This is a genomic window from Ruoffia tabacinasalis, from assembly GCF_042652985.1.
In the GTDB taxonomy this organism is placed as follows: Bacteria; Bacillota; Bacilli; order Lactobacillales; family Aerococcaceae; genus Ruoffia; species Ruoffia tabacinasalis.
Genome location: NZ_JBHSHQ010000008.1, coordinates 49,459 through 74,038, shown reverse-complemented (window position 1 = coordinate 74,038; position 24,580 = coordinate 49,459). Strand labels below are relative to the sequence as shown.

At 35.8% G+C, this 24,580-nt stretch carries 24 protein-coding genes; 3 read left to right on the top strand and 21 right to left on the bottom strand.

Annotated features, from left to right (window positions below):
• The first annotated feature begins 280 nt into the window (after positions 1-280).
• Positions 281-910, top strand: a complete 630-nt coding sequence (plsY, locus tag ACFO5Y_RS01450) for a glycerol-3-phosphate 1-O-acyltransferase PlsY (RefSeq protein WP_231606872.1) — start codon at positions 281-283, stop codon at positions 908-910.
• A 75-nt stretch (positions 911-985) separates the two neighbouring features.
• Here the strand turns inward: plsY and ACFO5Y_RS01445 are convergent, their stop codons facing one another.
• From ACFO5Y_RS01445 to ACFO5Y_RS01390, 12 genes are all read right to left on the bottom strand, one after another.
• Positions 986-1,876: an aldose 1-epimerase family protein gene (locus tag ACFO5Y_RS01445; RefSeq protein ID WP_380706324.1), complete on the bottom strand. Its 891-nt coding sequence runs from the start codon at positions 1,874-1,876 to the stop codon at positions 986-988.
• Positions 1,877-1,897: 21 nt separating this feature from the next.
• Complete coding sequence (hslU, locus tag ACFO5Y_RS01440; protein ID WP_231606873.1) at positions 1,898-3,319, bottom strand: ATP-dependent protease ATPase subunit HslU; 1,422 nt, start codon at positions 3,317-3,319, stop codon at positions 1,898-1,900.
• Positions 3,320-3,352: 33 nt separating this feature from the next.
• A complete protein-coding gene (gene hslV, locus ACFO5Y_RS01435; protein WP_197104414.1) occupies positions 3,353-3,880 on the bottom strand; it encodes an HslVU peptidase proteolytic subunit in 528 nt (175 codons plus the stop codon).
• Positions 3,881-3,882: 2 nt separating this feature from the next.
• Entirely contained in the window at positions 3,883-4,803 is a 921-nt protein-coding gene (gene xerC, locus ACFO5Y_RS01430) for a tyrosine recombinase XerC (RefSeq protein ID WP_197104415.1), read from the bottom strand.
• A 275-nt stretch (positions 4,804-5,078) separates the two neighbouring features.
• Positions 5,079-7,139, bottom strand: coding sequence for a type I DNA topoisomerase (gene topA / locus ACFO5Y_RS01425; protein WP_197104416.1), 2,061 nt, complete (start codon positions 7,137-7,139; stop codon positions 5,079-5,081).
• Positions 7,140-7,328: 189 nt separating this feature from the next.
• A complete protein-coding gene (gene dprA, locus ACFO5Y_RS01420; RefSeq protein WP_197104417.1) occupies positions 7,329-8,234 on the bottom strand; it encodes a DNA-processing protein DprA in 906 nt (301 codons plus the stop codon).
• Between the two features lie 68 nt (positions 8,235-8,302).
• Positions 8,303-9,100 (bottom strand): ribonuclease HII, encoded by a 798-nt coding sequence (locus tag ACFO5Y_RS01415; RefSeq protein ID WP_231606874.1) that lies wholly within the window; start codon positions 9,098-9,100, stop codon positions 8,303-8,305.
• Positions 9,093-9,956, bottom strand: coding sequence for a ribosome biogenesis GTPase YlqF (gene ylqF, locus ACFO5Y_RS01410; RefSeq protein WP_138403476.1), 864 nt, complete (start codon positions 9,954-9,956; stop codon positions 9,093-9,095). The genes ACFO5Y_RS01415 and ylqF overlap by 8 nt, the downstream gene beginning before the upstream one ends.
• Positions 9,957-9,969: 13 nt before the next feature.
• Positions 9,970-10,563 (bottom strand): signal peptidase I, encoded by a 594-nt coding sequence (lepB, locus tag ACFO5Y_RS01405; protein ID WP_209494342.1) that lies wholly within the window; start codon positions 10,561-10,563, stop codon positions 9,970-9,972.
• Positions 10,560-12,017, bottom strand: a complete 1,458-nt coding sequence (locus ACFO5Y_RS01400; RefSeq protein ID WP_197104419.1) for a S41 family peptidase — start codon at positions 12,015-12,017, stop codon at positions 10,560-10,562. The genes lepB and ACFO5Y_RS01400 overlap by 4 nt, the downstream gene beginning before the upstream one ends.
• Before the next feature lie 19 nt (positions 12,018-12,036).
• Positions 12,037-12,756 (bottom strand): purine-nucleoside phosphorylase, encoded by a 720-nt coding sequence (gene deoD / locus ACFO5Y_RS01395; protein WP_197104420.1) that lies wholly within the window; start codon positions 12,754-12,756, stop codon positions 12,037-12,039.
• Positions 12,757-12,770: 14 nt separating this feature from the next.
• A complete protein-coding gene (locus tag ACFO5Y_RS01390; protein WP_138403480.1) occupies positions 12,771-12,992 on the bottom strand; it encodes a YozE family protein in 222 nt (73 codons plus the stop codon).
• A gap of 202 nt (positions 12,993-13,194) precedes the next feature.
• Between ACFO5Y_RS01390 and ACFO5Y_RS01385 the strand changes: the two genes are divergently transcribed.
• Positions 13,195-13,368, top strand: a complete 174-nt coding sequence (locus ACFO5Y_RS01385; RefSeq protein ID WP_171031222.1) for a hypothetical protein — start codon at positions 13,195-13,197, stop codon at positions 13,366-13,368.
• A gap of 107 nt (positions 13,369-13,475) precedes the next feature.
• Entirely contained in the window at positions 13,476-14,120 is a 645-nt protein-coding gene (trhA, locus tag ACFO5Y_RS01380; protein WP_197104421.1) for a PAQR family membrane homeostasis protein TrhA, read from the top strand.
• A 40-nt stretch (positions 14,121-14,160) separates the two neighbouring features.
• Here the strand turns inward: trhA and pip are convergent, their stop codons facing one another.
• From pip to ACFO5Y_RS01335, 9 genes are all read right to left on the bottom strand, one after another.
• Positions 14,161-15,099 (bottom strand): prolyl aminopeptidase, encoded by a 939-nt coding sequence (pip, locus tag ACFO5Y_RS01375; RefSeq protein ID WP_197104422.1) that lies wholly within the window; start codon positions 15,097-15,099, stop codon positions 14,161-14,163.
• A gap of 13 nt (positions 15,100-15,112) precedes the next feature.
• A complete protein-coding gene (proC, locus tag ACFO5Y_RS01370; RefSeq protein ID WP_197104423.1) occupies positions 15,113-15,919 on the bottom strand; it encodes a pyrroline-5-carboxylate reductase in 807 nt (268 codons plus the stop codon).
• A gap of 15 nt (positions 15,920-15,934) precedes the next feature.
• Entirely contained in the window at positions 15,935-17,233 is a 1,299-nt protein-coding gene (gene purB / locus ACFO5Y_RS01365; RefSeq protein ID WP_197104424.1) for an adenylosuccinate lyase, read from the bottom strand.
• On the bottom strand, positions 17,233-17,733 hold the full coding sequence (locus ACFO5Y_RS01360) for a dihydrofolate reductase (RefSeq protein ID WP_197104425.1): 501 nt from the start codon (positions 17,731-17,733) through the stop codon (positions 17,233-17,235). Before ACFO5Y_RS01360 ends, purB begins: the two co-directional genes overlap by 1 nt.
• Before the next feature lie 12 nt (positions 17,734-17,745).
• The gene (locus tag ACFO5Y_RS01355; RefSeq protein ID WP_197104426.1) at positions 17,746-18,690 is read right to left on the bottom strand and encodes a thymidylate synthase; all 945 of its coding nucleotides are present in this window, start codon (positions 18,688-18,690) and stop codon (positions 17,746-17,748) included.
• A gap of 16 nt (positions 18,691-18,706) precedes the next feature.
• Positions 18,707-20,599 carry an ABC-F family ATP-binding cassette domain-containing protein gene (locus ACFO5Y_RS01350; protein WP_197104427.1) on the bottom strand — a complete coding sequence of 631 codons (1,893 nt, stop codon included), beginning with the start codon at positions 20,597-20,599 and terminating at the stop codon, positions 18,707-18,709.
• A 137-nt stretch (positions 20,600-20,736) separates the two neighbouring features.
• Positions 20,737-22,455, bottom strand: a complete 1,719-nt coding sequence (locus ACFO5Y_RS01345; protein WP_197104428.1) for an ABC transporter ATP-binding protein — start codon at positions 22,453-22,455, stop codon at positions 20,737-20,739.
• 137 nt (positions 22,456-22,592) lie between these two features.
• Entirely contained in the window at positions 22,593-22,775 is a 183-nt protein-coding gene (locus ACFO5Y_RS01340) for an LPXTG cell wall anchor domain-containing protein (RefSeq protein WP_171031223.1), read from the bottom strand.
• A gap of 58 nt (positions 22,776-22,833) precedes the next feature.
• Entirely contained in the window at positions 22,834-24,510 is a 1,677-nt protein-coding gene (locus ACFO5Y_RS01335) for a formate--tetrahydrofolate ligase (protein ID WP_197104429.1), read from the bottom strand.
• Positions 24,511-24,580: the final 70 nt, after the last annotated feature.

The window sequence follows — 24,580 nt, the reverse complement described above, 5'->3', positions numbered from 1 at the left end:
CAATACAGTAAGTTAGTAGGTAACACATTGTTTACGATAAGTGGCTAACTTCAACTTGAAATTTCCGTATCAAAAATTTCTCTATTTTTCTGTATTAAATTTTAAAATGTTTATTTGTCACGATTTCATTGCGTTTGACCTTTTGAATTTTATACAAAGAACTAAGATATTGCAAACTCTTTTAATATCCAATACATATTAATGACCTTTCACTATATTAAATTATCTATATTAATTAAATTTTATATGGTAAAATAAAGCCAGTTATTAGGAGGTTGCTATGGAAACAATAATGAATAATATCTGGCCTTTCGTATGGGTCATCTTAGCATACTGTATTGGATCATTTCCTACTGGCGTACTTTATTCAAGAACACGCCATGATATTGATGTCCGCTCTTTAGGTAGTGGAGGCAGTGGCGCAACCAATGTTGGACGAAATTTTGGTTTTCGTGCGGCAGTCATGGTAACGATTGTTGATGTACTGAAAGGTTTAATCCCAGTACTCATTGCAAAAAATTTATTCCCCGAGTCTCCGTTAATTATAATGGCGACTGCCTTAGTTTGTGTTATTGGGCATTCTTACCCTTTATGGGCTGGCTTTCGCGGTGGAAAAATTGTCGCAACTTCAATCGGCGTATTAGTCGCATTTAATATTTATCTCGCATTAGCTTTAGTTTTAATCTTAGGTCTTCTGATATTCTTAACAAGTACAGTCAGTCTATCGTCGATGACAAGCTATTCTATCATAGCACTATATATTGCGATTACAAATCCGGAACCTGTTTACAAAGTAGGTTTCATACTTATTGCACTGTTACTTCTGTATCGTCATCGTACAAATATCCAAAGACTTTTAAAAGGAAATGAAAGTCGTATTAATTGGGGATTGAATAAACCAAAAAATTAAATCAAAAAACCGCCTTGGGCGATAAGTTCTACTTTATAGTAGAGATTATCTAATAAAAGGCGGTTTTTTTATCGGTTAATTTTTGCTAAATGATATTGTGTAGTCATGTGTCATCAATTGCGACGCACGTAATTCGTGAATAGCATATTTTTCAGCTAAATGACCCGTTGTATTATCAGGATCTGCAATACCCGACCAAGGTTCAATACAAACGAAAGGCGCACGTTTAGGATATGGTGACCAAATCCCAACAAAATCCATGCGATTTGGCTTCATTCTAATTGCGACATCATTTGCTTTATCTTCTAATACTATCTCAGTTTGCTGACTGATTTGATAAATTAAAGCGTCGTTTTTGAATGTTGTATGTTTTAACGGAACTTCGTTCACTTCGACATATTTCGCTTTATTTGGTGTCGTCAAACCGTCTTTACTTAGCGGAATTTGCAAATATTGACCCGCAGGTTCGAATCTGAAAGAGACATCATCAAATTCTTCTTTAGAACCTGATGGAGATTGACTTACATTAAAAGCAGGATGCCCTCCAATACTATAATATAAAGTCTTATCTGTAGATGGATTGAGTATCTCATAACTTACCGTAATGCTAGAGTAATGCAAGATGTAGTTAATTTGTAAGCTAAATTCAAAAGGATACTTCTCATGTGTTTCATCCGTATTTTTTAAATATAAACTTGCTGAATTACTCGTTACATTTTGAACGTGAAATGGTAAATCCCTAGCAAAGCCATGTTGAGTCATATGATATTCTTTGTCATCGTATTGGTAAGTGTCATCTTTTAACTTTCCGACAATTGGAAATAACACCGGTGCATGTCTTGCCCAATACTTTTCATCGGCTTGCCATAAGAATTCATAATCCGTTTTCTTATCGACGATTGAAACGAGTTCGGCACCTTCTTCTTTAATTTTAACGATTAAATAGTCATTTTCTAAAGTAATCATTTAGGTTCCTCCCAGTTTCTATTATAAGATATAGTGACTTAAATCACGGTTTTCAACGATTTTCTCTAGTCGTTGCTCAACGTATTGTTCTGTAATTTCAATTTCTCCCATTTGCATTTCAGCTGATTCGAATAATAATTCTTCCAAGACTGTTTCTAGGATAGTATGCAGGCGTCTCGCTCCAATGTTATCAGTTGTATCATTTAAGCGTACCGCATATTCTGCTAGTTTTTCAATCGCAGCTTCAGTGAAATGAATCTCTACACCTTCAGTGGCTAACATCGCTTCGTATTGTTTAATTAAAGCGTTCTTAGGCTCTGTTAAGATACTTACAAAGTCACTGCCAGTTAAGTCATCTAGATTCACACGAATCGGGAAGCGTCCTTGTAACTCAGGGATTAAATCAGATGGTTTTGATTCATGGAAAGCACCCGATCCAATGAATAAGATATGATCCGTTTCGATAATACCATATTTAGTTTGAACTTGACTGCCTTCAACGATTGGTAAGATATCTCGTTGAACACCTTGACGGCTGACTTCACCACTGTTTTGGTTTTTTGATGCAATTTTATCAATCTCATCAATAAAGATAATTCCATTACTTTGTGCAAGTTCTAAGGCTTTTTGATTAATATCATCTTGATTGATTAATTTATCTGCTTCTTCTTCTGTCAGTAATTTGATTGCTTCTGCAACGGTAATAGTACGTTCAATTTTCTTTTTAGGCTTGAGCGCATTTAAACTTTCTTGCATGTCCATCATTTGTTCCATTGCTGGATTCATACTATTTAATTGAAGCTTTTTCTCTTCCATTTTAATTGTCACTTCATGATTATCTAACTTACCTTCACGAATTTGTTGACGAATGGCACGACGAGTGGCTGCAACTTCTTCTGTGACAATTTCCTCTTCTTCTTCCTCAACGTCATTTCCTGCGGGATTCATTTGCTTAAACATTTCCGCAAAGTTTCCAAAAGGATTTGCTTGGTTTTGTTGCGAAGTTGACTCAGCTTTAGCAGGTTTTTCACCTGGTTTCAATGCTTTCGCGATGCGTTCAATCGCTTTGGCTTCAGCTGTCTCTTTAACTTCTTCTTGTTTCTGTTTCTTAAGTAGACGAATACTATTCTCAACTAAGTCACGAACCATTGATTCAACGTCTCGACCCACATAACCTACTTCTGTAAATTTCGTTGCTTCTACTTTAATGAAAGGCGCTTGAGCAATGTCAGCTAAACGTCTTGCAATCTCAGTCTTACCTACCCCAGTTGGTCCAATCATAAGTAAATTCTTAGGTTTTACTTCTCTTTGTAATTCATCATCGAGTTTTAGTCGACGAATTCGATTTCGTAATGCGATGGCAACTGATCGTTTTGCGTCACCTTGACCAACAATATATTGATCTAAAGCTTCCACAATTTTTCTTGGTGTTAAGTTATCCATGATATCCTCCTAGTAAATCTGTAATTGTATAAATTAATCTTTAAATGATTCGACAATAATATTATCGTTTGTAAATACATCAATCTCACTTGCAATTTGTAAAGAGTTTTTGGCAATCTCTTCCGCAGATAAGTTACCATATCTTAACATTGCTCTGGCTGCAGATAAGGCAAAGTTACCTCCTGATCCAATCGTTAAGACGCCATCATCTGGTTCAATGACTTCACCCGTCCCACTAACAAGTAAGATGTTGTTGCGGTCCATAACGATTAATAATGCTTCTAATTTTTGAAGTGAACGGTCTGTGCGCCATTGTTTAGCAACCTCAACCGCCGCACGAGCTAATTGTCCTTGGTGAGCTTGGAGTTTTTCCTCAAACATTTCTGATAAGGTAATCGCATCCGCAACCCCACCAGCAAAGCCAACAATGACATCATTATTATAAATACGGCGTAATTTCTTGGCGCCACCTTTCATAATAACACTTTCACCCATTGTTACTTGACCGTCTCCGGCCATTGCTACTTTATTATCTTTTTTAACTGCACATATTGTTGTCATTATTATTCCTCCTTAGATTGTCGCTTTGCTCTTGGAAACACATTTAAATAAGTGCTCCTTAAACGATCTTTTGTTACATGTGTATAAACTTGCGTTGAACTTAAGTCTTCGTGTCCTAATAATTCCTGCACACTCCGCATATCTGCTCCATTATTCAATAAATGCGTCGCAAATGTATGGCGAAGTTTATGAGGATGAATTGAAAGGTTTAGTCCGGCTTCTTTAACGATGGAATTAAGTATCTTCCTAACTTGCGTTGGACTTAGTTGTAAGCCCGTTTTTGATAAAAAAACATAATTCCTATCTTCTGGCTTACTTTTAGCAACAAGTTCAGGTCTTAATTCCTGAATATATTTTGTTAGGCTTTTTAATGCAAAATCGCCTACAGGAATAATGCGTTCTTTATTCCCTTTACCAATCACTCGAACTAGTGACATATCGTAATCTACTTGCTGGAGTGTCAAGTTAGTTAACTCACTAACTCGCATTCCAGTGGCATAGAGTAACTCTACCAATGCACTATGTAACAACTGCATGGATGACTCTGACACTTCAATCGCGGTAAATAGTTCTCGCATCTCATCTTCATAAAAAAATTCAGGTAAATGTTGTTTTTTAACACTGTATTGAATTAACTCCATTGGATTACTTTCGATCCATTCCATTCTTAAAGCGTATTTAAAAAATACTCGTAAACTTGATAACTTTCTAGAAATGGTTGTTCGGGCTAATTCTCTCTCATTTAAAAAAGCTAAAAATAGTCTAAAATCTTGATAGACTAATTTTGAAATATCTGTTTCTCCAGAACTTTTTAAAAAATTATGAAATTCCTTCAAGTCTTTTGAATAGGCCAGGACAGTTTGTTTAGAGTAACGTCGTTCATTCTCAATATGATTTAGAAATTGACTCATATATTCTTCCATTCTATCCCTCATTTCAACTATAAGTCTTTCATGCATCTATCGCAATATTTTTACTTTTAAGTTAATCCTATAAAAAAGGTCCATACCATTTTACAGTACCTTTTAACATTCTATCAATTAAAATGCATTTTGTAATCCTTCCAAGGTCTGATTAATATGAAAACCGTATCATTTTTATAGTACTTTATTAGTTTAACACGTTTTCATAAACTAAATATGAAATTTATAAATAAAAAAACGATAACTACTCAATTGAATAGTTATCGCAAATTGGATTAATTTACTAATTCTTCAGCGTAATCACAGTTACTACATTTCACTTGACTACCTTTTCTTGTTACTTTTTCAGTTAAGAAGTGATCACATTTTGGACAAGAACGTGCAATTGGTTTATCCCATGAAACAAAGTCACATTCAGGATAGCGAGTACATCCATAGAAAATTCTATTTTTCTTAGATTTACGCTCAACAACTTCGCCTTCTTTACATGTTGGACAAGTAACGCCGATCTTCTTAACGATGGCTTTCGTATTTCGACAGTCTGGGAAAGCACTACATGCGTAGAATTTACCATAACGGCCAATTTTAATTACCATTGGATGTCCGCAAACATCACAATCAAAGCCAGCAGGTTCATCTTTAATTTCGATTTCTTCCATATTAACTTCAGCTTGTTTAATTTCTTTATCGAAGCCAGTATAGAATTCGTCTAATAATTTAACCCAATTTTGCTTACCGTCTTCAACCTCATCCAAGCCTCTTTCCATACCAGCTGTAAAGTCAGTATCAACGATATCTGGGAAGAACTCTACCATCACACTATTAACAATTTCACCAAGTTCTGTCGGTTCAAATCGTTTTGCGACCATTTTAACATAGTATCTTTTTCTCAATGTTTCAAGTGTTGGTGCATAAGTTGACGGACGACCGACACCTAATTCTTCAAGAACCTTCACTAAACTTGCTTCATTGTATCGAGCAGGCGGTTGAGTAAAGTGTTGTTCTGGATTAATTTCAGCAAGTTTAACTAAATCGTCTACAGATAAGTCTGGTAAGTAATTATCTTTTTTAGATTTAGATTCATATACTTTTAAGAACCCTTCGAATTTTATTCGAGAGCCATTCGCACGAAAATTCACGTCGTTTTGAGTGATGTCAGCACGAATTGTGTCATACACAGCATCTGTCATTTGGCTCGCTACGAAACGTGACCAAATTAATGAATATAATCTAAATTGATCACGCGATAGATATTCTTTAATGTCATCCGGCGCTAAAGTCACATCTGAAGGACGAATCGCCTCATGGGCATCTTGGGTGTTAGCAGAATTTGTCACTGCTGCACCTTTTCCAAGATACTCTTGACCGAATTTCTCTTTAATATAATTACTTGAACTTGCTTTAGCTGTTTGAGAAATACGTGTCGAGTCCGTACGCATATAAGTGATTAAACCGATTGTATTCTTCCCAATCGCAATCCCTTCATATAATTGTTGAGCAATCATCATCGTTTTCCCAGCTCGGAAATTAATACGGTTTGATGCATCTTGTTGAAGTGTACTTGTCGTGTAAGGTTTAGGTGGTTTACGACGACGTTCTTTTTCTTCGATATCAACAATTTTAAATTCTTTATCTTGTTCGAGTTTATCTAAGATCCCTTTTACTTGCTCTTCAGAAGTCAGTTCAACCTTTTTACCATTCTCACCATAGAATTGTGCTTCAAAACTTGAGCGACCTTTTTTGAATTTAGTAGGAATTGACCAATATTCTTCAGGTTTAAATGCTCGAATCTCATTCTCACGGTCAATGATTAATTTTAAGGCCGTTGATTGAACTCGCCCTGCACTCAAACCACCTTTGATTTTTTTCCAAAGTAATGGTGAAATTGAATACCCAACAATTCGGTCTAAAATACGACGGGCTTGTTGTGAGTCAACTAAGTCCTGGTTAATTTCTCTCGGAGTTTTAAATGCGTCTTTAACAGCATCTTTAGTAACCTCGTTAAATACAACGCGGTTTTTGTCTCCTTCTTCTAAGCCTAGAATATAGCTTAAATGCCAAGCAATTGCTTCCCCTTCGCGGTCCGGATCGGCTGCGAGATAGACTTTTTCAGCTTTTTTTGCTAATTTTTTTAATTCTTTAACAGTATCACCACGGCCACGTATAGTTATATATTGAGGATCAAAATTATTTTCAAAATCAATCCCCATCTTACTTTTTGGTAAGTCTCTTAAGTGACCTTTACTCGCTACAACTTTATAGTTTCTACCTAAATATTTATCTATTGTTTTAGCTTTGGTTGGTGATTCGACGATGACTAAATATTTATATGCCACCCTCAATCAACTCCTTTAAATTATTTTTATTTTTCGATATGTTTAATTTATAAAATCGTAAACATATTAGTCCATTCTGATAATGATGTCAAATAGTAATTTTCAACTTTATATTTTTCTATCCATTATATAGACAATAAAATAAAGTTCAAATGAATTTTTTCTTCTATATATATACGTGTCATTTAATTAATATCCTTGCATTTGAAAAATTCCCCTTAATTCGTCAATCATCGATGGAATATCTAATATAGGTGTTGCTCCGATTTGGATTAAGTCATTAGACCCTCTTGATTGTTCATCGGTAATACGCCCAGGTACAGCAAAGACTTCGCGGTTATACTGCAAGGCGTAGTTAGCAGTGATTAAACTGCCGCTTTTTTGTGCTGCTTCAATGACGATGGTTGCCTTGGATAAGCCGGCTACTAATCGATTTCTTAATACAAAATGATGTTTCATCGGCTTAATGTTGGGCAAATACTCACTTAATATGAGATCTTGTTGTTCCATTCTTTTTTGAATATATTTATTCGCCCTTGGGTAATAATAGTCCAAGCCACATGGTATAATCGCAATACTTCTACCATTAGGATGTTCGAGTGAATACTCATGTACTGAAGCATCAACACCTAAAGCTAAGCCTGATACGCTCACCCATGCTTCTTTTGATAAGGCTTCTATTATCTCACGAGTGACTAACTTTCCATATGTGGTAATTTGCCGTGTCCCAATGACAGAAACCTTCGGTTCTCTTAAAAGTTCTATATCTCCCCTGTAAAAGACAAGTATGGGTGGTTGTGCCGTATGGTACCACAACATTGGATAATGATATTCACCTATCATAATAGAATGCTGTGCTAATTGAGTTAAAGTAGTTAACTCAGTTGTACGAATATGATTAAAATTTATTTCCGCTGCCAGTTTTACTTGTTTTCTTTGTTTAACTTCAATTAATATTCTCTGACATTCTTGGGGTTCAAGTTCTTCTCTTAATAATCGATCATCCATAATGACTTCTAAATAAGTAGCCAATACTTTGTGTGATACATTTTTTGCTTTTAGGAAAACGAGTTGTTCTTTAATTTTTAATTTCATTTTACACCTCCATATATATATACAAAAAAAAGAGGCAAATCCATTAAAAAAAGACGAAATAATTTAAATTATTTCGTCTTTCTACTATTATATATCGATGTCGCATTACTTACGGGTGAAAATGAATGTCTATGAATCGGTGTATAGCCAAATTGTTGTAAGGCATCTAAGTGATTTTTTGTCCCGTAACCCATATTTTTATCAAATTCAAATTCAGGATATAATCGATGATAACTTAACATCAGCTCATCTCGATGTACTTTTGCTATAATACTCGCTGCTGCAATGGAAATCGATCGTTCATCACCTTTAATAATTTTAGTTTGTGGAATATCAGTGTTCAAATTAAGTGCATCAATTAACAAGTGTTGTGGCTTAATTGGTAACTCACTTACACTTTTTAACATAGCTATCTTTGTAGCTTCCAGTATGTTAACCTTATCAATTACAGAGTTATCTATTTCAATAATACTGTAAGCAATGGCCACTTCTTTAATTACTTTTGCGTATTCAACACGTTTAGCGTGTGATAATGATTTAGAATCATTAATTCCAACAAGTTTATCCATATCTCGAGGTAATATAACACTGGCCGCAACTACCGGTCCAGCAAGTGGACCACGACCTACTTCATCAATTCCCGCAATATACGTTAGATTTTGCTTGTCATAAAGATCAAGTTCGAATTCTAATCTCGTCTGATGCTCAAGTAATTGATTTGCTAACTTTTGCTTTTTAATTTCGAATTGCTTTAATAATTTCTGAACACCTTTGCGTTCGTCTAGTTTTAACTCAGTCAATTGAGCCTCCGTCAATTCTTCATTAGATAACAATTCCTTGATGTCTTTGATAGTCATTTTACTCATGTGTCACTTGCTCAACTTTATCTAATGTCACTGAGCCTAAGTTATTTTTTCGGTAATCAAAGATGATTCTTTGGCTTGCGGCTTCATAGTCATCTCTCAAGTTCATTTTTTCGGTAATTTTAATTAATAAGTCTACCGGTGTATTATTTAATACATCGTCTTGAGTCACATTGTATCTGTTAACTAAAAGATCTACATGATTCTCTTGGTAGTATGCAAGTAAAAATAAAGCAAGATCGTCCATATATAATAATGTATCTTTAATCGCACCTGTAATGCCTAATTTAGTTCCCACATTCGGATCTTCGAATTTAGGCCATAAAATACCAGGTGTATCTAATAATTCAAAGTCTTTATTAATTTTTAGCCAACGTTGGGCTTTAGTGACCCCTGGCTTGTTCCCCGTTTGTGCTTGGTTCTTTCCTACAAATCGATTAATCAAAGTAGACTTACCGACGTTAGGAATTCCAAGGATCATCAAACGAATGGCTCTTGGTTTAACGCCTCGTTCTTTTTGTTTCTCAAAGTAATCCGCCATAATTGCTTGGATTCTTTGTTGAAGTTTTCGTAAACCCTTATTGTGTTGCGAATCAATCGCGACAGCAGGTATATTCTGTGATTCATAATAGTCTAACCATAGATTCGTTACTTCACTATCGGCTAAATCACTTTTATTCAATGCAATAATTCTTGGTTTGTTTCCAACAATCTCATTAATCATTGGATTACGGCTTGATTCTGGAATTCTAGCGTCAACTAATTCAATAACGACATCAACTAGATGCATTTTTTCTGTAGCTTCACGTCTAGCTTTCGCCATATGACCGGGAAACCACTGTATAATATTTGATGACATAAAATATCCACCTCTATTCTAAAATGTTTACTGTTCCATTCTCTGTTAAATTATACTCTTCTATCTTACCAAATCGTTCGAAAGGAAAGTAGACAAAATTAGTCACTCCTTGAATATCTTCGGCTTGAATGAGTCCAAACTGACGACTATCACCCGAATAGGGTCGATTGTCTCCCATTACAAAGTAATAGCCTTCTGGAACTTGCGTCAAACCTAAAGTATCCCATAAACTGAAATCTTCGGTAAATTTCCCTTCAGTTTCTGATTTAATTGGTTCTAAATACGGTTCTTCAACTGCTTGATTGTTTAAATATAATGTATCATTTGAGAAATATAACTCATCACCGGGTTGCCCGATGATTCGCTTCACATACGAGTCCCCCGAACCTCTAGGGTCTGGGAATACTACAACATCGAAGCGTTCTATTTCATTATTTCTCAGCATAACCATCTGATCTTGATTATGTAATTGTGGTTCCATCGAACTTCCTTCGACTTGAAAAGGCTGTAAAACATAATGGCGCAGTGCTAAAAAGATTAGCACTGCAACCAATACGGCAAATATGATACTCACTAATTCATTAATTAGATACTTGAGCAATCTCACGCTGCTTCACCTTCGGAAACTAACTCAACTAACACATCCACTGCAGCATCATACTGAGCGTCATTTTCTTGAATATACTCTCTAGCTTTAGTATTTAAAGTCGTGGCAGTTTCACCCGTCACTTCTCCAGTGACTTCTAAATCATTATCTTCTTGGAACTGCTCGACAGCTGTTTGAATCGTTTCATCAAAGTAAGTGCCGACATTCACTTCATAACCAAAAGCATCTAACATATTTGTAAGTGATTCAACTTGATCAGAGCCATCACCTAAAGCAAGGACTTCTTCAGAGTCAAGTATAATAGACGTTTCAATTGGATGTCCTTCTACTTGAACTGTTGGTTCAACCCCTACATCATGAATCCACTCACCGCTAGGTGTTAACCAACGCGCAAAAGTTAGTTTTAACTCTCCGAAGTCAGTCGGATTTAAGATAGTTTGTACAGAACCTTTACCAAAACTTGTTGTACCTACAATAGGTGCGTCAGTATTTTCTTTAATCGCAGCTGCTAAAATTTCACTTGCACTCGCGCTACCTTCATTAATTAACAAGACATAAGGTTCATTAATTTGGAAATCTCCGTATTCTGAATCATTCGCAACATAAGTGGATGTTGTTGTCCCACTCTCTTCCATTTGCATAATGATTTCATCGTCTTCTAAGAACATATTACTAATGGCTAATCCTTGATCTAACAATCCACCTGGATTATATCTTAAATCAAATACAAAGGATGTTGCGCCCTGTTCACGTAAATCTTCAACTGCTGTGACTAATTCATCATAAGTTGTTCCATTGAACTGGGTAATTTGAACATTTCCGATGGTCGCATCATCTTCATCCAATTCACCAGTCACTGTTGTGATAGGAATTTCAGCACGTTCTAATTCAACATTAAATTCTGAAGTACCACGTTGAATTAATAGATTCACGGTTGAGCCTTCTTGGCCACGAATTAATTCAACAACTTCATTCGTATCCATCCCAGTTAGCTCAGTACCATCGGCTTCTAGAATAATATCATTCGGTTGAATTCCGGCTTCACTGGCTGGCGTTCCATCTATCGGCGTTACAATAACAATTTGGTCATCGCTCGCCATAATTTGAATACCGACACCTTGAAATGATCCTTCAACGGTTTCATTCATATCTGCCGATTCTTGGGCATTTAAATACTCTGAGTAAGGGTCTCCGATGGAATCTACCATCCCTTTCAGTGCACCTTCCATTAATTGATCTTTACTTACATCCTCAATATAGAATTGTTGAATGGCATAGTAATTATCCATAAAATTCTGAATATCATCATCACTCAGTTCTTCAACATTCGATTCTTCGTCACCAAATAACCATTCAAAACCATGAACTTCTGATAGCGAAGATGAACTAAAAAATACAAAGGCGAAAATAACGACGATAGAGGCGATAGACCCATATTTAAAACTTTTTTTCATATTCTCACCTCAGTTTTTTCTATTTATCTAGTTTCACTGCAGTTTCTAAAGCGATTTTCATCATTTGTGTAAATGTATTTTGACGTTCTTCTGCTGTTGTTTCCTCACCTGTGATTAGGTGGTCACTAATTGTACACATAGCTAAAGCTTTACGGTTATGTTTGGCTGCGACAGCATAAAGTCCTGCTGCTTCCATTTCAACCGCTAAAACACCGTAATCTGCTAATTTTTTCTTGTCCATCTCTTCATTATAAAAACGATCACTTGATAAGATATTCCCAACATGGATATTATCTTCACTTAATGACTCTGTCGCTAAGTGATAAGCAATATCTAACACTTCAAAATTAGCGATAGCAGAATAATGTACTTGTCCGTTAAAGATATTTTGTAAGATGCTTGAATCTGTCGTTGCTCCTTGACCAAATACAATATCACGAACTTTAACTTCATTTTTCATACCACCCGCAGAACCAATACGGATAATCGTTTCAACTTCATACTCAGTATATAGTTCTTCAGCATAAAGCATTGCGGAAGGAATTCCCATACCCGATCCTTGTACTGAAATTTTAACTCCGTTATACTCTCCCGTATAACCAAACATATTACGAACCGTATTGTATTGTGTTACATTCTCTAAAAATGTTTCCGCAATAAATTTCGCTCTTAACGGATCCCCTGGGAATAGAACTGTTTTTGCAATGTCACCTTTTTTTGCTCCAATATGTACACTCATTTTATTATTCCTCCTTAAAAATTATCAAATTGATATGATTGCCAAGTATCATCAAAAATGACTAATAATTTACTATACTCTGGCGATGATTCTAAGTATGTCGATACTTCATCAAAGCTTTCACTCTTCTTTGGAAAACTTTGATCAGAATGTATGCGATTTGCAAGACGGCTAATCGGATCATTCGCATCATGATTCACATATCTAAGAATGTATTCGTAAAACGAAGGTCGCATTAAATTACCTACTTTCAATTTATCCTTAATAAGTCATGAATTTATTATAACATCGTATTTAAATAATCAAAACAAAACTTATCATTCTATTAGTTATATCTTAGTTTTAAACTAATTACAAATGTTTTTAATTTCAGATTGACTTTGTCTTTTTCATATCTATAATTAACTTTATCTTATGTTACCATGAAGGAGAAAAACTATGGGAAAAGCCGTTGTGCATGTTACATTTACTGGGAATGTTGAGTTTGAATTCGAGAATTCTGGTGATTTGCTAGATTACGAATTAATTGATATGGCAATGGAGAATTTTGCTGAAAAACCTGAGTTATTCGGGCAACTCGCCGAATATGACTGGAAAATAGAACGCAAATAATCCGTTATAAAGATTTATTAGACTATTTACTATATGAAAGTTATGTTTATTGCTTTCTATTTGGTATAATTAAAACAGAATTAAAAAGTCACTAGGAAGGTGAATAGATGGATAATAAATCACAATCAAAAGGTAAAGCAATACTAGTTGAAGTATTGAACGCAATGACTCACGGTGTTGGAACGATTCTTAGTATTGTAGGGTTAATCCTACTTATCATAAAAGGAATTGATCTATCTTCACCCACTGCCATTGTTGCTTATGTCGTTTACGGCGCAAGTTTAGTCATACTTTTTCTGAATTCTACCCTTTACCATAGTTTAAGTTTTACGAAATTCAAAGACTTTTTTCAACGTTTAGATCACAGTGCCATTTATATTTTAATTGCAGGTACTTATACACCATACGTAGTTATTGGTGTTGGCGGACGATTAGGATTATTTTTCTTAATTTTAGTTTGGGGCTTAGCTTTGGTTGGAATCTTTTTCGAACTTTTCCATATTAATAAGTTTCCTCGTTTAAGTACTTTTATGTACTTAGGATTAGGTTGGTTAGGCGTTACAATTATCTACCCACTCTTACAAACCATCGAAATTACAGGTATAGCGTTACTCGCGATTGGTGGTATTGTTTATTCATTAGGTACAATCTTTTATAGTATGAAAAATAACAAATGGATGCACATTATTTGGCACTTGTTTGTTATGGCTGGTGCTTTCTTCATGTATATCAGCGTATTATTCTACGTATAAAGAAACATCCATCCGTTTCAGTTGAAACGAATGGATGTTTTTATTTTGCTAAAGTATCCATAATGTTAAGGAGTGCACTCATCATATTATCTTCAAAGGGGGAGTGTCCTGCTTCTTCAACAATTTCTAATGAAGCATGAGGTAACTTTTGTTGTAATTCATAGGCTCCACTCACCCGACAATCAACATCATACCGTCCATGGACAATATGAATTGGAATATCTTTTAAGACTGAAACATGATTCAGCAAATAATTATCATCATCCCAAAACATGTGGTGTTTGAAGTAATGCGCTTCTAATAAGCCAAGTGATAAATCCCCTGGTTTAACTGGAGACACTTCTTGTTTAACTGGTCTATGTAACACTAGGCTAGATTCCCAAATATTCCATTGTTGGGCCGCTGCTTCTCGTTCCTCGTCACTTCCTTGAGTCATTAGTTCATAATAGGCACTGATTAAGTCACTTTGCTTATCTTCTTCGATAAATGATTTGTATTGATCAAATTCAGCAGGATAAAACTCACTCGCACCAAACTTAAACAACCAATCAATATCTGCTTGTCTGCCTAAGAATATCCCACGTAAGACAAGTTGCTCCACTTTTTCCTTATATTTAATCGCATAAGCTAAGGCTAATGTTGAGCCGTAACTTCCACCAAAGACAATCCAAGTGTCAATTTGACAGTGTTGACGAATGGCTTCTAAGTCCTCGACACTCGCATCAACTGTATTGTTCTCAAGTGATAAAAAGGGTTTGCTGCGTCCTGTCCCTCTTTGATCAAATAAAATAATCCGGTATTTCTCTGGGTTAAAAAAACGACGTGATTTCTCACTAATAGCTCCCCCAGGACCACCATGTAGAAATACTACTGGAATACCCTCTGGATTCCCACATTCTTCAACATATAAAGAATGACCATCAGTGACATCAATATGATAACTCTCATTTACTGGTGTATTTAAGTAACCAAGTGTCATATTTTTTCTCCCTCTATTTCTTACTCATTTGAATAGATTTATTAATAGCTGCTGTTACGCCTTTGTTAATCGCTGATTTAAATCCAGCATGTTCAAGCGCAACAACACCCGCAATTGTCGTGCCATTTGGGCTAGTTACTTTATCTTTCAGTTCGCTTGGATGCATACCCGTCTCTATAACCATGCTAGAAGCGCCTTTTACAGCCTGTGATGCCATTTTACGACTTTGTTCACGTGAGAGACCATGTTCTACTCCAACGTCGCTCATCGCCTCTATCAGTTGATATATGAAGGCTGGGCTCGACCCGGCTAAACCAGTTACAGCATTAAAAAGTGATTCTGGTATCGCTTCGACGATACCTGCATACTGTAGACTTTTTTCAAAAAGAGTTATTTTTTCAACGTCAGTATTTTCTGATGTACAATATGCAATATACCCTTCGCCAATTTCGACTGGCGTATTTGGCATGGTACGAATCCATTTATGAGAAGCAGGTGTAAAAGTTTCTAATTGCGTGATTGATAGCCCGGCAGCCATACTCACCCAAGTTTTTGGTTTAGATTCAATGACTAAATCATCGAGTTGTTCAAAGATCGTTCCAAATTGATTTGGTTTCACCCCAATAAAGATGATGTCTGATTCATTGATTAATTCATCCAATGATTCTGATCCGACAACGTCTGCGCCAACTTGTTCAGCTAAGACGGCTAATTTCTCTTGTGTGCGGTTATGTAATATCATCGAGTACCCTGCTTTAAGTATTGCTTTTGCAATCGCAGACCCCATATTACCAACGCCGATCATTCCAATTGTTGGCATGTTATCCCTCTTTCTTTAGTCTAGTCCCACACGTTTGAATATAGCATCTACTTGTGTTAAATGATATGAAGGATCAAATAAGTTATTGACCTCATCTTTTGATAATTTTTGATTGATCGTTTTATTTTCTTTAACTAATTCTTCAAAGGATTTTGATTCATCCCAAGCAATCTTAGTCAGTGGTTGAACTAAATCATAGGCTGCTTCACGTGTTAGACCTGCATCGATTAATGATAACATGACACGTTGTGAATAAATTAAGCCGTATGTTTTTGCCATGTTTTGTTCCATGTTCCCAGGTAAGACAGTTAATTTCTCAATGATATTAGCGAAACGATTGATTTGGTAATTTAGTAAAGTTGTTATATCTGGTAAGATAATTCGCTCTGCTGAAGAGTGTGAAATATCACGTTCATGCCATAGTGAGACATTTTCGTATGCGGGTGTAATGTATCCACGCATTACTCTTGCTAAACCAGTCACATTCTCACTACCAATCGGATTACGTTTGTGAGGCATTGCTGATGAACCTTTTTGTCCTGCAGCAAAGTATTCTTCCACTTCACGTGTTTCAGTTTTTTGTAGTCCTCTAATTTCAGTCGCAAATCGTTCGATACTTGTCCCAATTAACGCCATAACCGCAACGTAATGTGCATGTAAATCACGTGGCAATACTTGGGTTGAAACATCTTGAGCACGGATACCTAATTGTTCACAGACGTAAGCTTCAACTTCAGGAGGTGTATTGGCAAATGATCCAACTGCACCACTCATTTTCCCTGCTTCAACATCTTTCGCCGCTTCTTCAAAACGCTTTTGATTACGTTTTAACTCAGAGTAAAATCCAGCTAATTTCAAGCCGAAAGTTGTTGGTTCCGCATGAACACCATGGGTTCTTCCCATTTGAATGGTGTATTTGTGTTCTTTAGCTTTTTTACCAACAACATCGATGATGCGTTGAATATCTTTTCTTAAGATGTCATTGACTTGTTTTAATTGGAAGCCGTATGCTGTATCAACCACATCTGTACTTGTTAAACCGTAATGAATCCATTTACTTTCATCACCTAAGCTTTCACTCACACAACGAGTAAATGCTACAACATCATGACGCGTTTCTTCTTCAATTTCTAAGATTCGCTCAACAGTAAAGCTCGCATTTTGTCTAATCTTGTCTACATCTTCTTGTGGAATCTCATCTAAGTTTGCCCAAGCTTGGCATGCTTCAATCTCAACTTCTAACCATGTTTCGTATTTCTTCTCAAGTGACCAAATATTTTTCATTTCTGGTCTTGTATAACGTACAATTGTCATTATTTACCCTCTTCCTTACGTTGCCACCATTCATAGCGGTGTTTATGAATATTTTTTTCGTCTGTTTCGCCCCGAACGACTTTTGTTAATACCCAGTTCTCTTCATCAATCTCTGGCATGACAACATCATTCAAAAATTTATCCTCGATAACTGTTCTTACCACTCGATCCGCATAATCAATTAAATCTAAGAAAACTTTAGCTCCACCAATAACCATTAAGTTACGGTCTTCTGACAAAGCCAATACGTCTTCAATTGTATGAACGACGGTTAGCTCTGGAACATCTTGTCCATATGTTGTATCGGTTGTTAATACAACCGTTTTTCGACCCGGTAGTAGTCGTCTATTCATAGATTCAAACGTTCGACGCCCCATTAACATTGTGTGTCCCATGGTCGTATCTTTAAAGAATTTTAAATCATTGGGCAAATTCCACGGTAGGTCGTTTTTATATCCAATCCCACCATTTAAATCTTGTGCATATACAAATGTTATCATAATTTCACTTCCTTAAACTGCGATCGGTGCTTTTATTGAAGGATGCGGATTGTAATTCTCTACTTTAATCTCATTACTTTCAATTTGATCCAATTTTGCTTCACTTTGAATTACGAGTTGCGGTAACGGTCTAACATCTCTTTCTAATAACAGTTTAGCTTGTTCAAGGTGATTTGAATAAATATGAGCATCCCCAATTGTATGAACAAAATCTCCGACCTCTAAACCAGTTTCACGCGCAATCAAATGCGTTATTAAGGCATAACTTGCAATATTAAATGGAATACCTAAAAAGATATCGCCACTTCTTTGATATAATTGACAACTTAATTTGCCATCTGCCACATAAAACTGGAATAAGGTATGACAAGGTGGTAAAGCCATTGAAGGAACATCTTCAGGGTTCCAAGCGGATACAATGTGTCGTCTTGAATCAGGATTTGTTTTAATTTGATCAATGACTACTTTAATTTGATCAAGGGTTTCACCATTACGTAATTGCCACGCACGCCATTGTTTACCATAAACATCGCCTAAGTGACCAAATTCTTCACTAAAGTCATCATTCGTTAATATTTCATTTTGAAATTTAGTCATTTCTTCATCATATTGCACTTTAAACGCTTCATCTACTAAGGCACGTCTACCGAAGTCGGTCATATCTGGTCCTTCATACGCATCACTTTCAACATAATTTTTAAATGCCCATTCATCCCATATATGATTATTATTTTCTAATAGGTAGCGAATATTGGTGTCTCCACGGAGAAACCAAAGTAATTCTGATTTAATGAGGCCAAAGGGAACGCGTTTAGATGTTAATAAAGGAAAGCCTTCTTGGAGATTAAAGCGCATTTGGTGACCAAATAAGCTCAACGTTCCAACACCCGTACGGTCCTCCTTTTTAGTTCCTTCGTTTAATACTTTTCTTACTAAATCTTGATATTGAGTTGTCATTCTATAATTATCCTTTCTATAATGAAAGTTCACTTAAGTATTCATAACGTTCGTAATACTCTAGTAAAGCTAACTCTAGACTTTCTACCTTTTCTTGTAATTCCATTAATCTATATGCATCACTGCCTTGTGTAGCCATTTCTGCTTGAGTTGTTTCAATTTCTGCTTCAGTTTCTGCGATATCTTTTTCGATTGTCGCCCATTCTTTTTTCTCATTATAAGACATGCGTTTTTTATCAGTCTTTACTTTTTCGTTGTCTTTTTTCGGCGCATCATTACTTTCTGTCTTCTCAGTTTGAGCGGGTGCCTTACTTTGTGTATTTAAATAATCACTATAATTCCCGTAAATTAACTTAAATTTACCCTCGCCTTGAATGTCTAATAATTGATCCACCGTTTTATCAATGAAGTAACGGTCATGGGATACGATAATTATGACTCCGACAAAGGAATCCAAGTAATCTTCTAGCACCGTGAGTGTTTCAATATCTAAATCATTGGTTGGCTCATCTAAGAACAATACGTTTGGTTCTTGAATTAATAATGTCAGTAAATATAAACGTCGGCGCTCACCACCTGAAAGATATTTAATTTGAGTACCGTGAGTCACTCTAGGGAAGTTAAACTGCTCTAACATTGATGCTGCTGAAACAGATTGTCCTCCATCCGTTTGAAATTCGTCCGCAATTTGTGTTAAATACTTTAGAACGCGCATCTCACCAGGTAAGTCTTGATCCAATTGACGGTAGTAAGCCATCTTAACTGTTTGTCCAATTTCATACATACCACTTGTAATTGGATGTAATCCAGCTAAGGTGTTTAAAAATGTTGATTTACCGATACCATTCTCACCAATAATACCTAGGCGTTCGCCTTTGATAAAACTTTTCGTAAAGTTCTCAATAACAGTTTTATCACCAATCTCAACAGTGACGTTTTCTAAATCCATAATTCTTTGGCCGATTCTTTGTTGGTCAAAGTTAAAATCAATCGCTTCATCTGCTTGATTACGTGATTCGATTGATCCTTTTAAATCTTCAAAACGATTGATACGTGCTTGTTGTTTAGTGGTTCTTGCTTTGGCACCCTTGCGCATCCAACTAAGTTCTTGTTGGAATAAGCGGTTTTGTTTTTCTTGCATTCTTTCGTTATTGGCTGCTTCTTCGCTTCGTTTAGTTAAATAGTCTTGATAATTCCCAGAATATTCTCTCAATTGTCCAAAGTTTAGTTCTACAATTTTATTAACTGAACGCTCTAGGAAGTAGCGATCATGCGTTACGAGTAATAGTGCTCCTTTATAAGTAGCTAAATATTTCTCTAACCATTGAATCGATGATATGTCTAAATGGTTTGTTGGCTCATCTAAGATTAATAAATCAGGTTCAGATATTAGCACTTGAGCAATCCCAATACGTTTACGTTCCCCACCTGAACATGTAGATACGAGACGATTTAAATCATTCAGGCCAAGCTGACTTAAGATTGTTTTGGCATTCACTTCAATCTCCCAACCGTTATTTAAATTCATTTCATCACTCATCTTAGTGAAGCGGTCGAAATTGGTCGGATTCTCAGGATCATTTTCCAAATCTAAGCGTGCTTTTTCATAGCGTAATAACTTTTGAATTTGGGGTGCTGGACTATCATAGACTGTCTCTAATATCGTCTTATCTAAATCCAATTCTGGATGTTGATCCAAATAGCCAATGCGGTAATCATTAGGTTTGAGTATCTCACCTTCATCATATGTATCGATATTGGCAATTACTTTTAACAGAGAGCTTTTCCCCGTCCCATTTGGCCCGATTAAACCAATTCGATCCCCAGTACGAATTGATAAGTCAACGCCACCTAGTAAAGTTTTTGTTCCGTAAGTTTTATGTAAATTTGTAATTTTTAATTCTTTCATATCAAAACTCCTCGCTAAATTCACTATATTATAACATAGATAGACTGAAAATATCCCATTCCCCTTAGCTTAGATTAAGAATTTATTAGACTCTAACGTCCAATAAAAATCCAGGAACAATTAGTCCCTGGAAATCATTACATCCCACCAAATTGGCTACGGTATAAATCCGCATAGATGTTATTTTGAGCTAATAATTCCTCATGCGTTCCATCTTCCATAATTCCTTCAGGAGTGACAACGATGATGCGATCTGCATTAGTAATTGTTGCTAGGCGGTGAGCAATGACTAAAGATGTTCGCCCTTGTGACAATTCATCGAGTGAAGATTGAATAAAGCGTTCAGTAGCTGTATCTAAAGCACTTGTCGCTTCATCTAATATAAGAATTTTAGGGTTTTTCAAGAATATTCTAGCAATAGATAAACGTTGTTTCTGTCCACCAGAAAGTGAAACTCCTCTTTCACCAATCTGGGTATCAATCCCATCCGGTAAGTTCGAAATCACTTCACGTAATTTTGCAGAATCAATGGCTGCTTCTACCTCTTCATCTGTCGCATCTAAGCGACCATAGAGTACATTCTCTTTAATGGTTCCATCGAATAAAAAGACATCTTGTTGAACAATACCGATTTGTTTCCGTAATGACTGCATCGTCACATCTTGAATATCTACACCATCGACAGTTATTTGCCCTGATGTAATTTCATAGAAACGAGGAAGTAAGTTTACTAATGTCGTTTTACCCGCACCAGACGGTCCAACAAAAGCTACCGTTTGTCCTGCTTTTATATCAATCGTTACATTTTCCAGGACAGGTTTTTCTTTGTTATAACCGAAAGAAACATTGTCATAACGAATATTTCCTTCGAACTTAGGTGCTTCAACCGCATTTGGATGATCAACAATATCTGGTTCTTTATTCAGTTCTTCTTGCAATCTTACAAATCCAGCATACCCTTTTGGATAAACTTCTAACATCGCATTAATTCTCTCAAGTGGACGAATAAATACATTTGAAAGGAGAATATATCCAACGAGCTCACCGATCGTTAATTCACCCACAATTGTATAATAAGAACCCGCTAGTAAGGCAAATAAGTTGATCAACCGCATCACGATATAATTAAAGGAAGAACTTGTTGCCATAGAATTATAAAATCTAACCATAGCTAAACGATATTTCTCTGCTAAATCAACGAAAATATTATTCTCGTATGACTCATTCGCAAAAGCTTTTACCACTCTCATTCCACTAATTGAGTTTTGAATTCCAGCGTTAAACCGTCCCAAGTTTTGTTTGATACTTACATTAATATTAACCATATAACGGCTAAACAGTCCCAGTACAACTCCCAAGATCGGAATTAAAGCGACAGTCATTAATGCTAAGGGTATGTGTACATTTAACATTAAGAGAAACGCTCCAACTAAAGTCATGATCGTTATAAAAACATCTTCAGGACCGTGATGGGCCAATTCACTAATTTCGAATAAGTCCGTTGTAATACGACTCATTAAGTCCCCAGTCTTCATCTTGTCAAAATACGCATAAGATTGTTTTTGAAAATGCTCAAACAGCTCTTTACGCATATCTGTCTCAATATGACTTCCAAAGACATGCCCGATATATACGACAATATAATTCATCGTCGTATTAAATAAATATAAAGCAAATAATAACACTGAGAACATGACAATATGACGTAAATTACCTTGAGGTAATATTTGATCAATGACCATATTCACGGCAATCGGAAAGAATAATTCCAAGATAGCTGAAATAACAGCACAAATAAAATCAATCGCAAATAATTTTTTATATGGAACATAATACGAGAAAAATTTTTTTAGCATTGTTTAACTCCTCTGACATAAAATCTTAAACCATTCTACCTGAATTCAATAGGCTTTTCAAAGTTAAAAATTAAAAAGCATGGCTCTGAATAAATTCAAAGACCATGCATTCATAATTAAACTTTCATATCTTTAGCTTATTTTTTCTTTCTTGATGAAACTACTAACCAAATCCCAGCAACTACAGCAACTGCTGCTATTAGGATAAATATCCAGCTATTTGACTCACCTGTGTTAGGTAAAGTTGACATTGCTTGAGCTTTAGTAGGAACAAAAAGTAATAAAGTTAAAATGAAGCTAAATAAAGTTTCTTTTTTCATAAATATACTCCTCATCTATAAGAAATGATTCATTCTTCATTAATTATATGTAATATGATTAAAATAAGCCAGTAATATTCCCTTCCCTATCGACATCGATACTTTCTGCAGATGGTTTCTTAGGTAAACCGGGCATCGTCATAATTGTTCCAGTAATGGCAACGATAAAGCCAGCACCAGCTGATAAGCGTAATTCACTAATTTTAATATCAAAATCCGTCGGTGCGCCAATTAAAGAAGCAGTATCTGAAAGTGAATATTGAGTTTTAGCCATACATACAGGCAAATGACCAAAACCAGCTTGCTCGATTTCTCTTAACTGTTTCATCGCTTTATTTGAATAGGTTGCGCCATTGCCTCCATACACTTTTTGAACTACATGATTGATTTTGTCCATTAAAGTCGTATCTAAATCATAAGCAAAAGTCATGTCTGTCTTATTCTCACAAGCCTCAACAACTAATTGAGCTAATTCGGTCGCTCCTTTACCACCTTGTTCCCATACTTTCGCAACAGAAGCCTTAATGCCCCATTCTTGACAAGCATCTAAAATAACTTGAACTTCTGCATCTGTATCGGTATAGAAGTGATTAATCCCAACTACCGTATTTAAATTAAAGACATCTTTCATTGTTTGAATATGATGTTTTAAGTTCACTAGCCCTTTCTTTACTGCAATCACATTTTCTTCATTCAGATGCTGTTTTGAAACACCGCCATGCATTTTTAAAGCTTTAACGGTTGCTACAACAACGACTGCATCAGGCGAAAGTCCCGCGGTACGGCATTTGATATCAATAAATTTCTCTCCACCAAGGTCTGCACCAAAACCGGCCTCAGTCACGGCATAATCACCATAATTTAAAGCGTGTTTTGTTGCTAATATACTATTACAACCATGAGCTATATTAGCAAAAGGTCCACCATGAATAAACGCTGGGGTATTCTCAAGTGTTTGAACTAAATTTGGTTTAAGGGCATCGACTAATAAAGCCGTAACTGCTCCAGAACCTTTTAAGTCATCGACAGTTACAGGTAGGTTATCATGAGTATAAGCCACAATGATTCGGCTGATTCTTTCTTTCAAATCTATTAAATCTTCAGATAAACAAAAGATGGCCATAATCTCTGAAGCCACTGTTATATCATAGCCATCTTCTCGTGGAACCCCATTAGTTGAACCATTTAATCCATTAACTATATGACGGAGTTGACGATCATTCATATCTACGACACGTTTCCAAGGAATCTTTCTCGTATCAATATTCAAAGAGTTTCCATGATGAATATGATTATCTAATAATGCAGAGATTAAGTTATGTGCTGAAGAAATTGCATGGAAATCTCCCGTAAAATGCAGATTAATATCTTCCATCGGAACTACCTGCGCGTAACCGCCTCCTGCTGCCCCACCTTTCATCCCAAAGACAGGTCCTAGGGAAGGTTCTCTTAGTGCCAGGACTGATTTCTTACCGATCTGAGCTAGACCATCAGCTAAGCCTACAGACATAGTTGTCTTCCCTTCACCTGCAGGTGTTGGCGATATAGCTGTAACCAAAATGAGTTTTCCTTTATTTTTTTCAAATTCTTCTTTATTCATATTCACATCAATTTTGGCTTTATAATGTCCATAAGGTATAAACTCTTCCTTGGATATACCTAAATTTTTAGCAATTTCATTAATAGGCTTTTTATCAGTAGTCTTTGCGATATCAATATCAGTTAGATGACTCAAATAATCACTCCTAAATTCGTAGTTTATTTAGTTTAGTATATCATAGAAGACTGTTTTCAATTGCTTATAA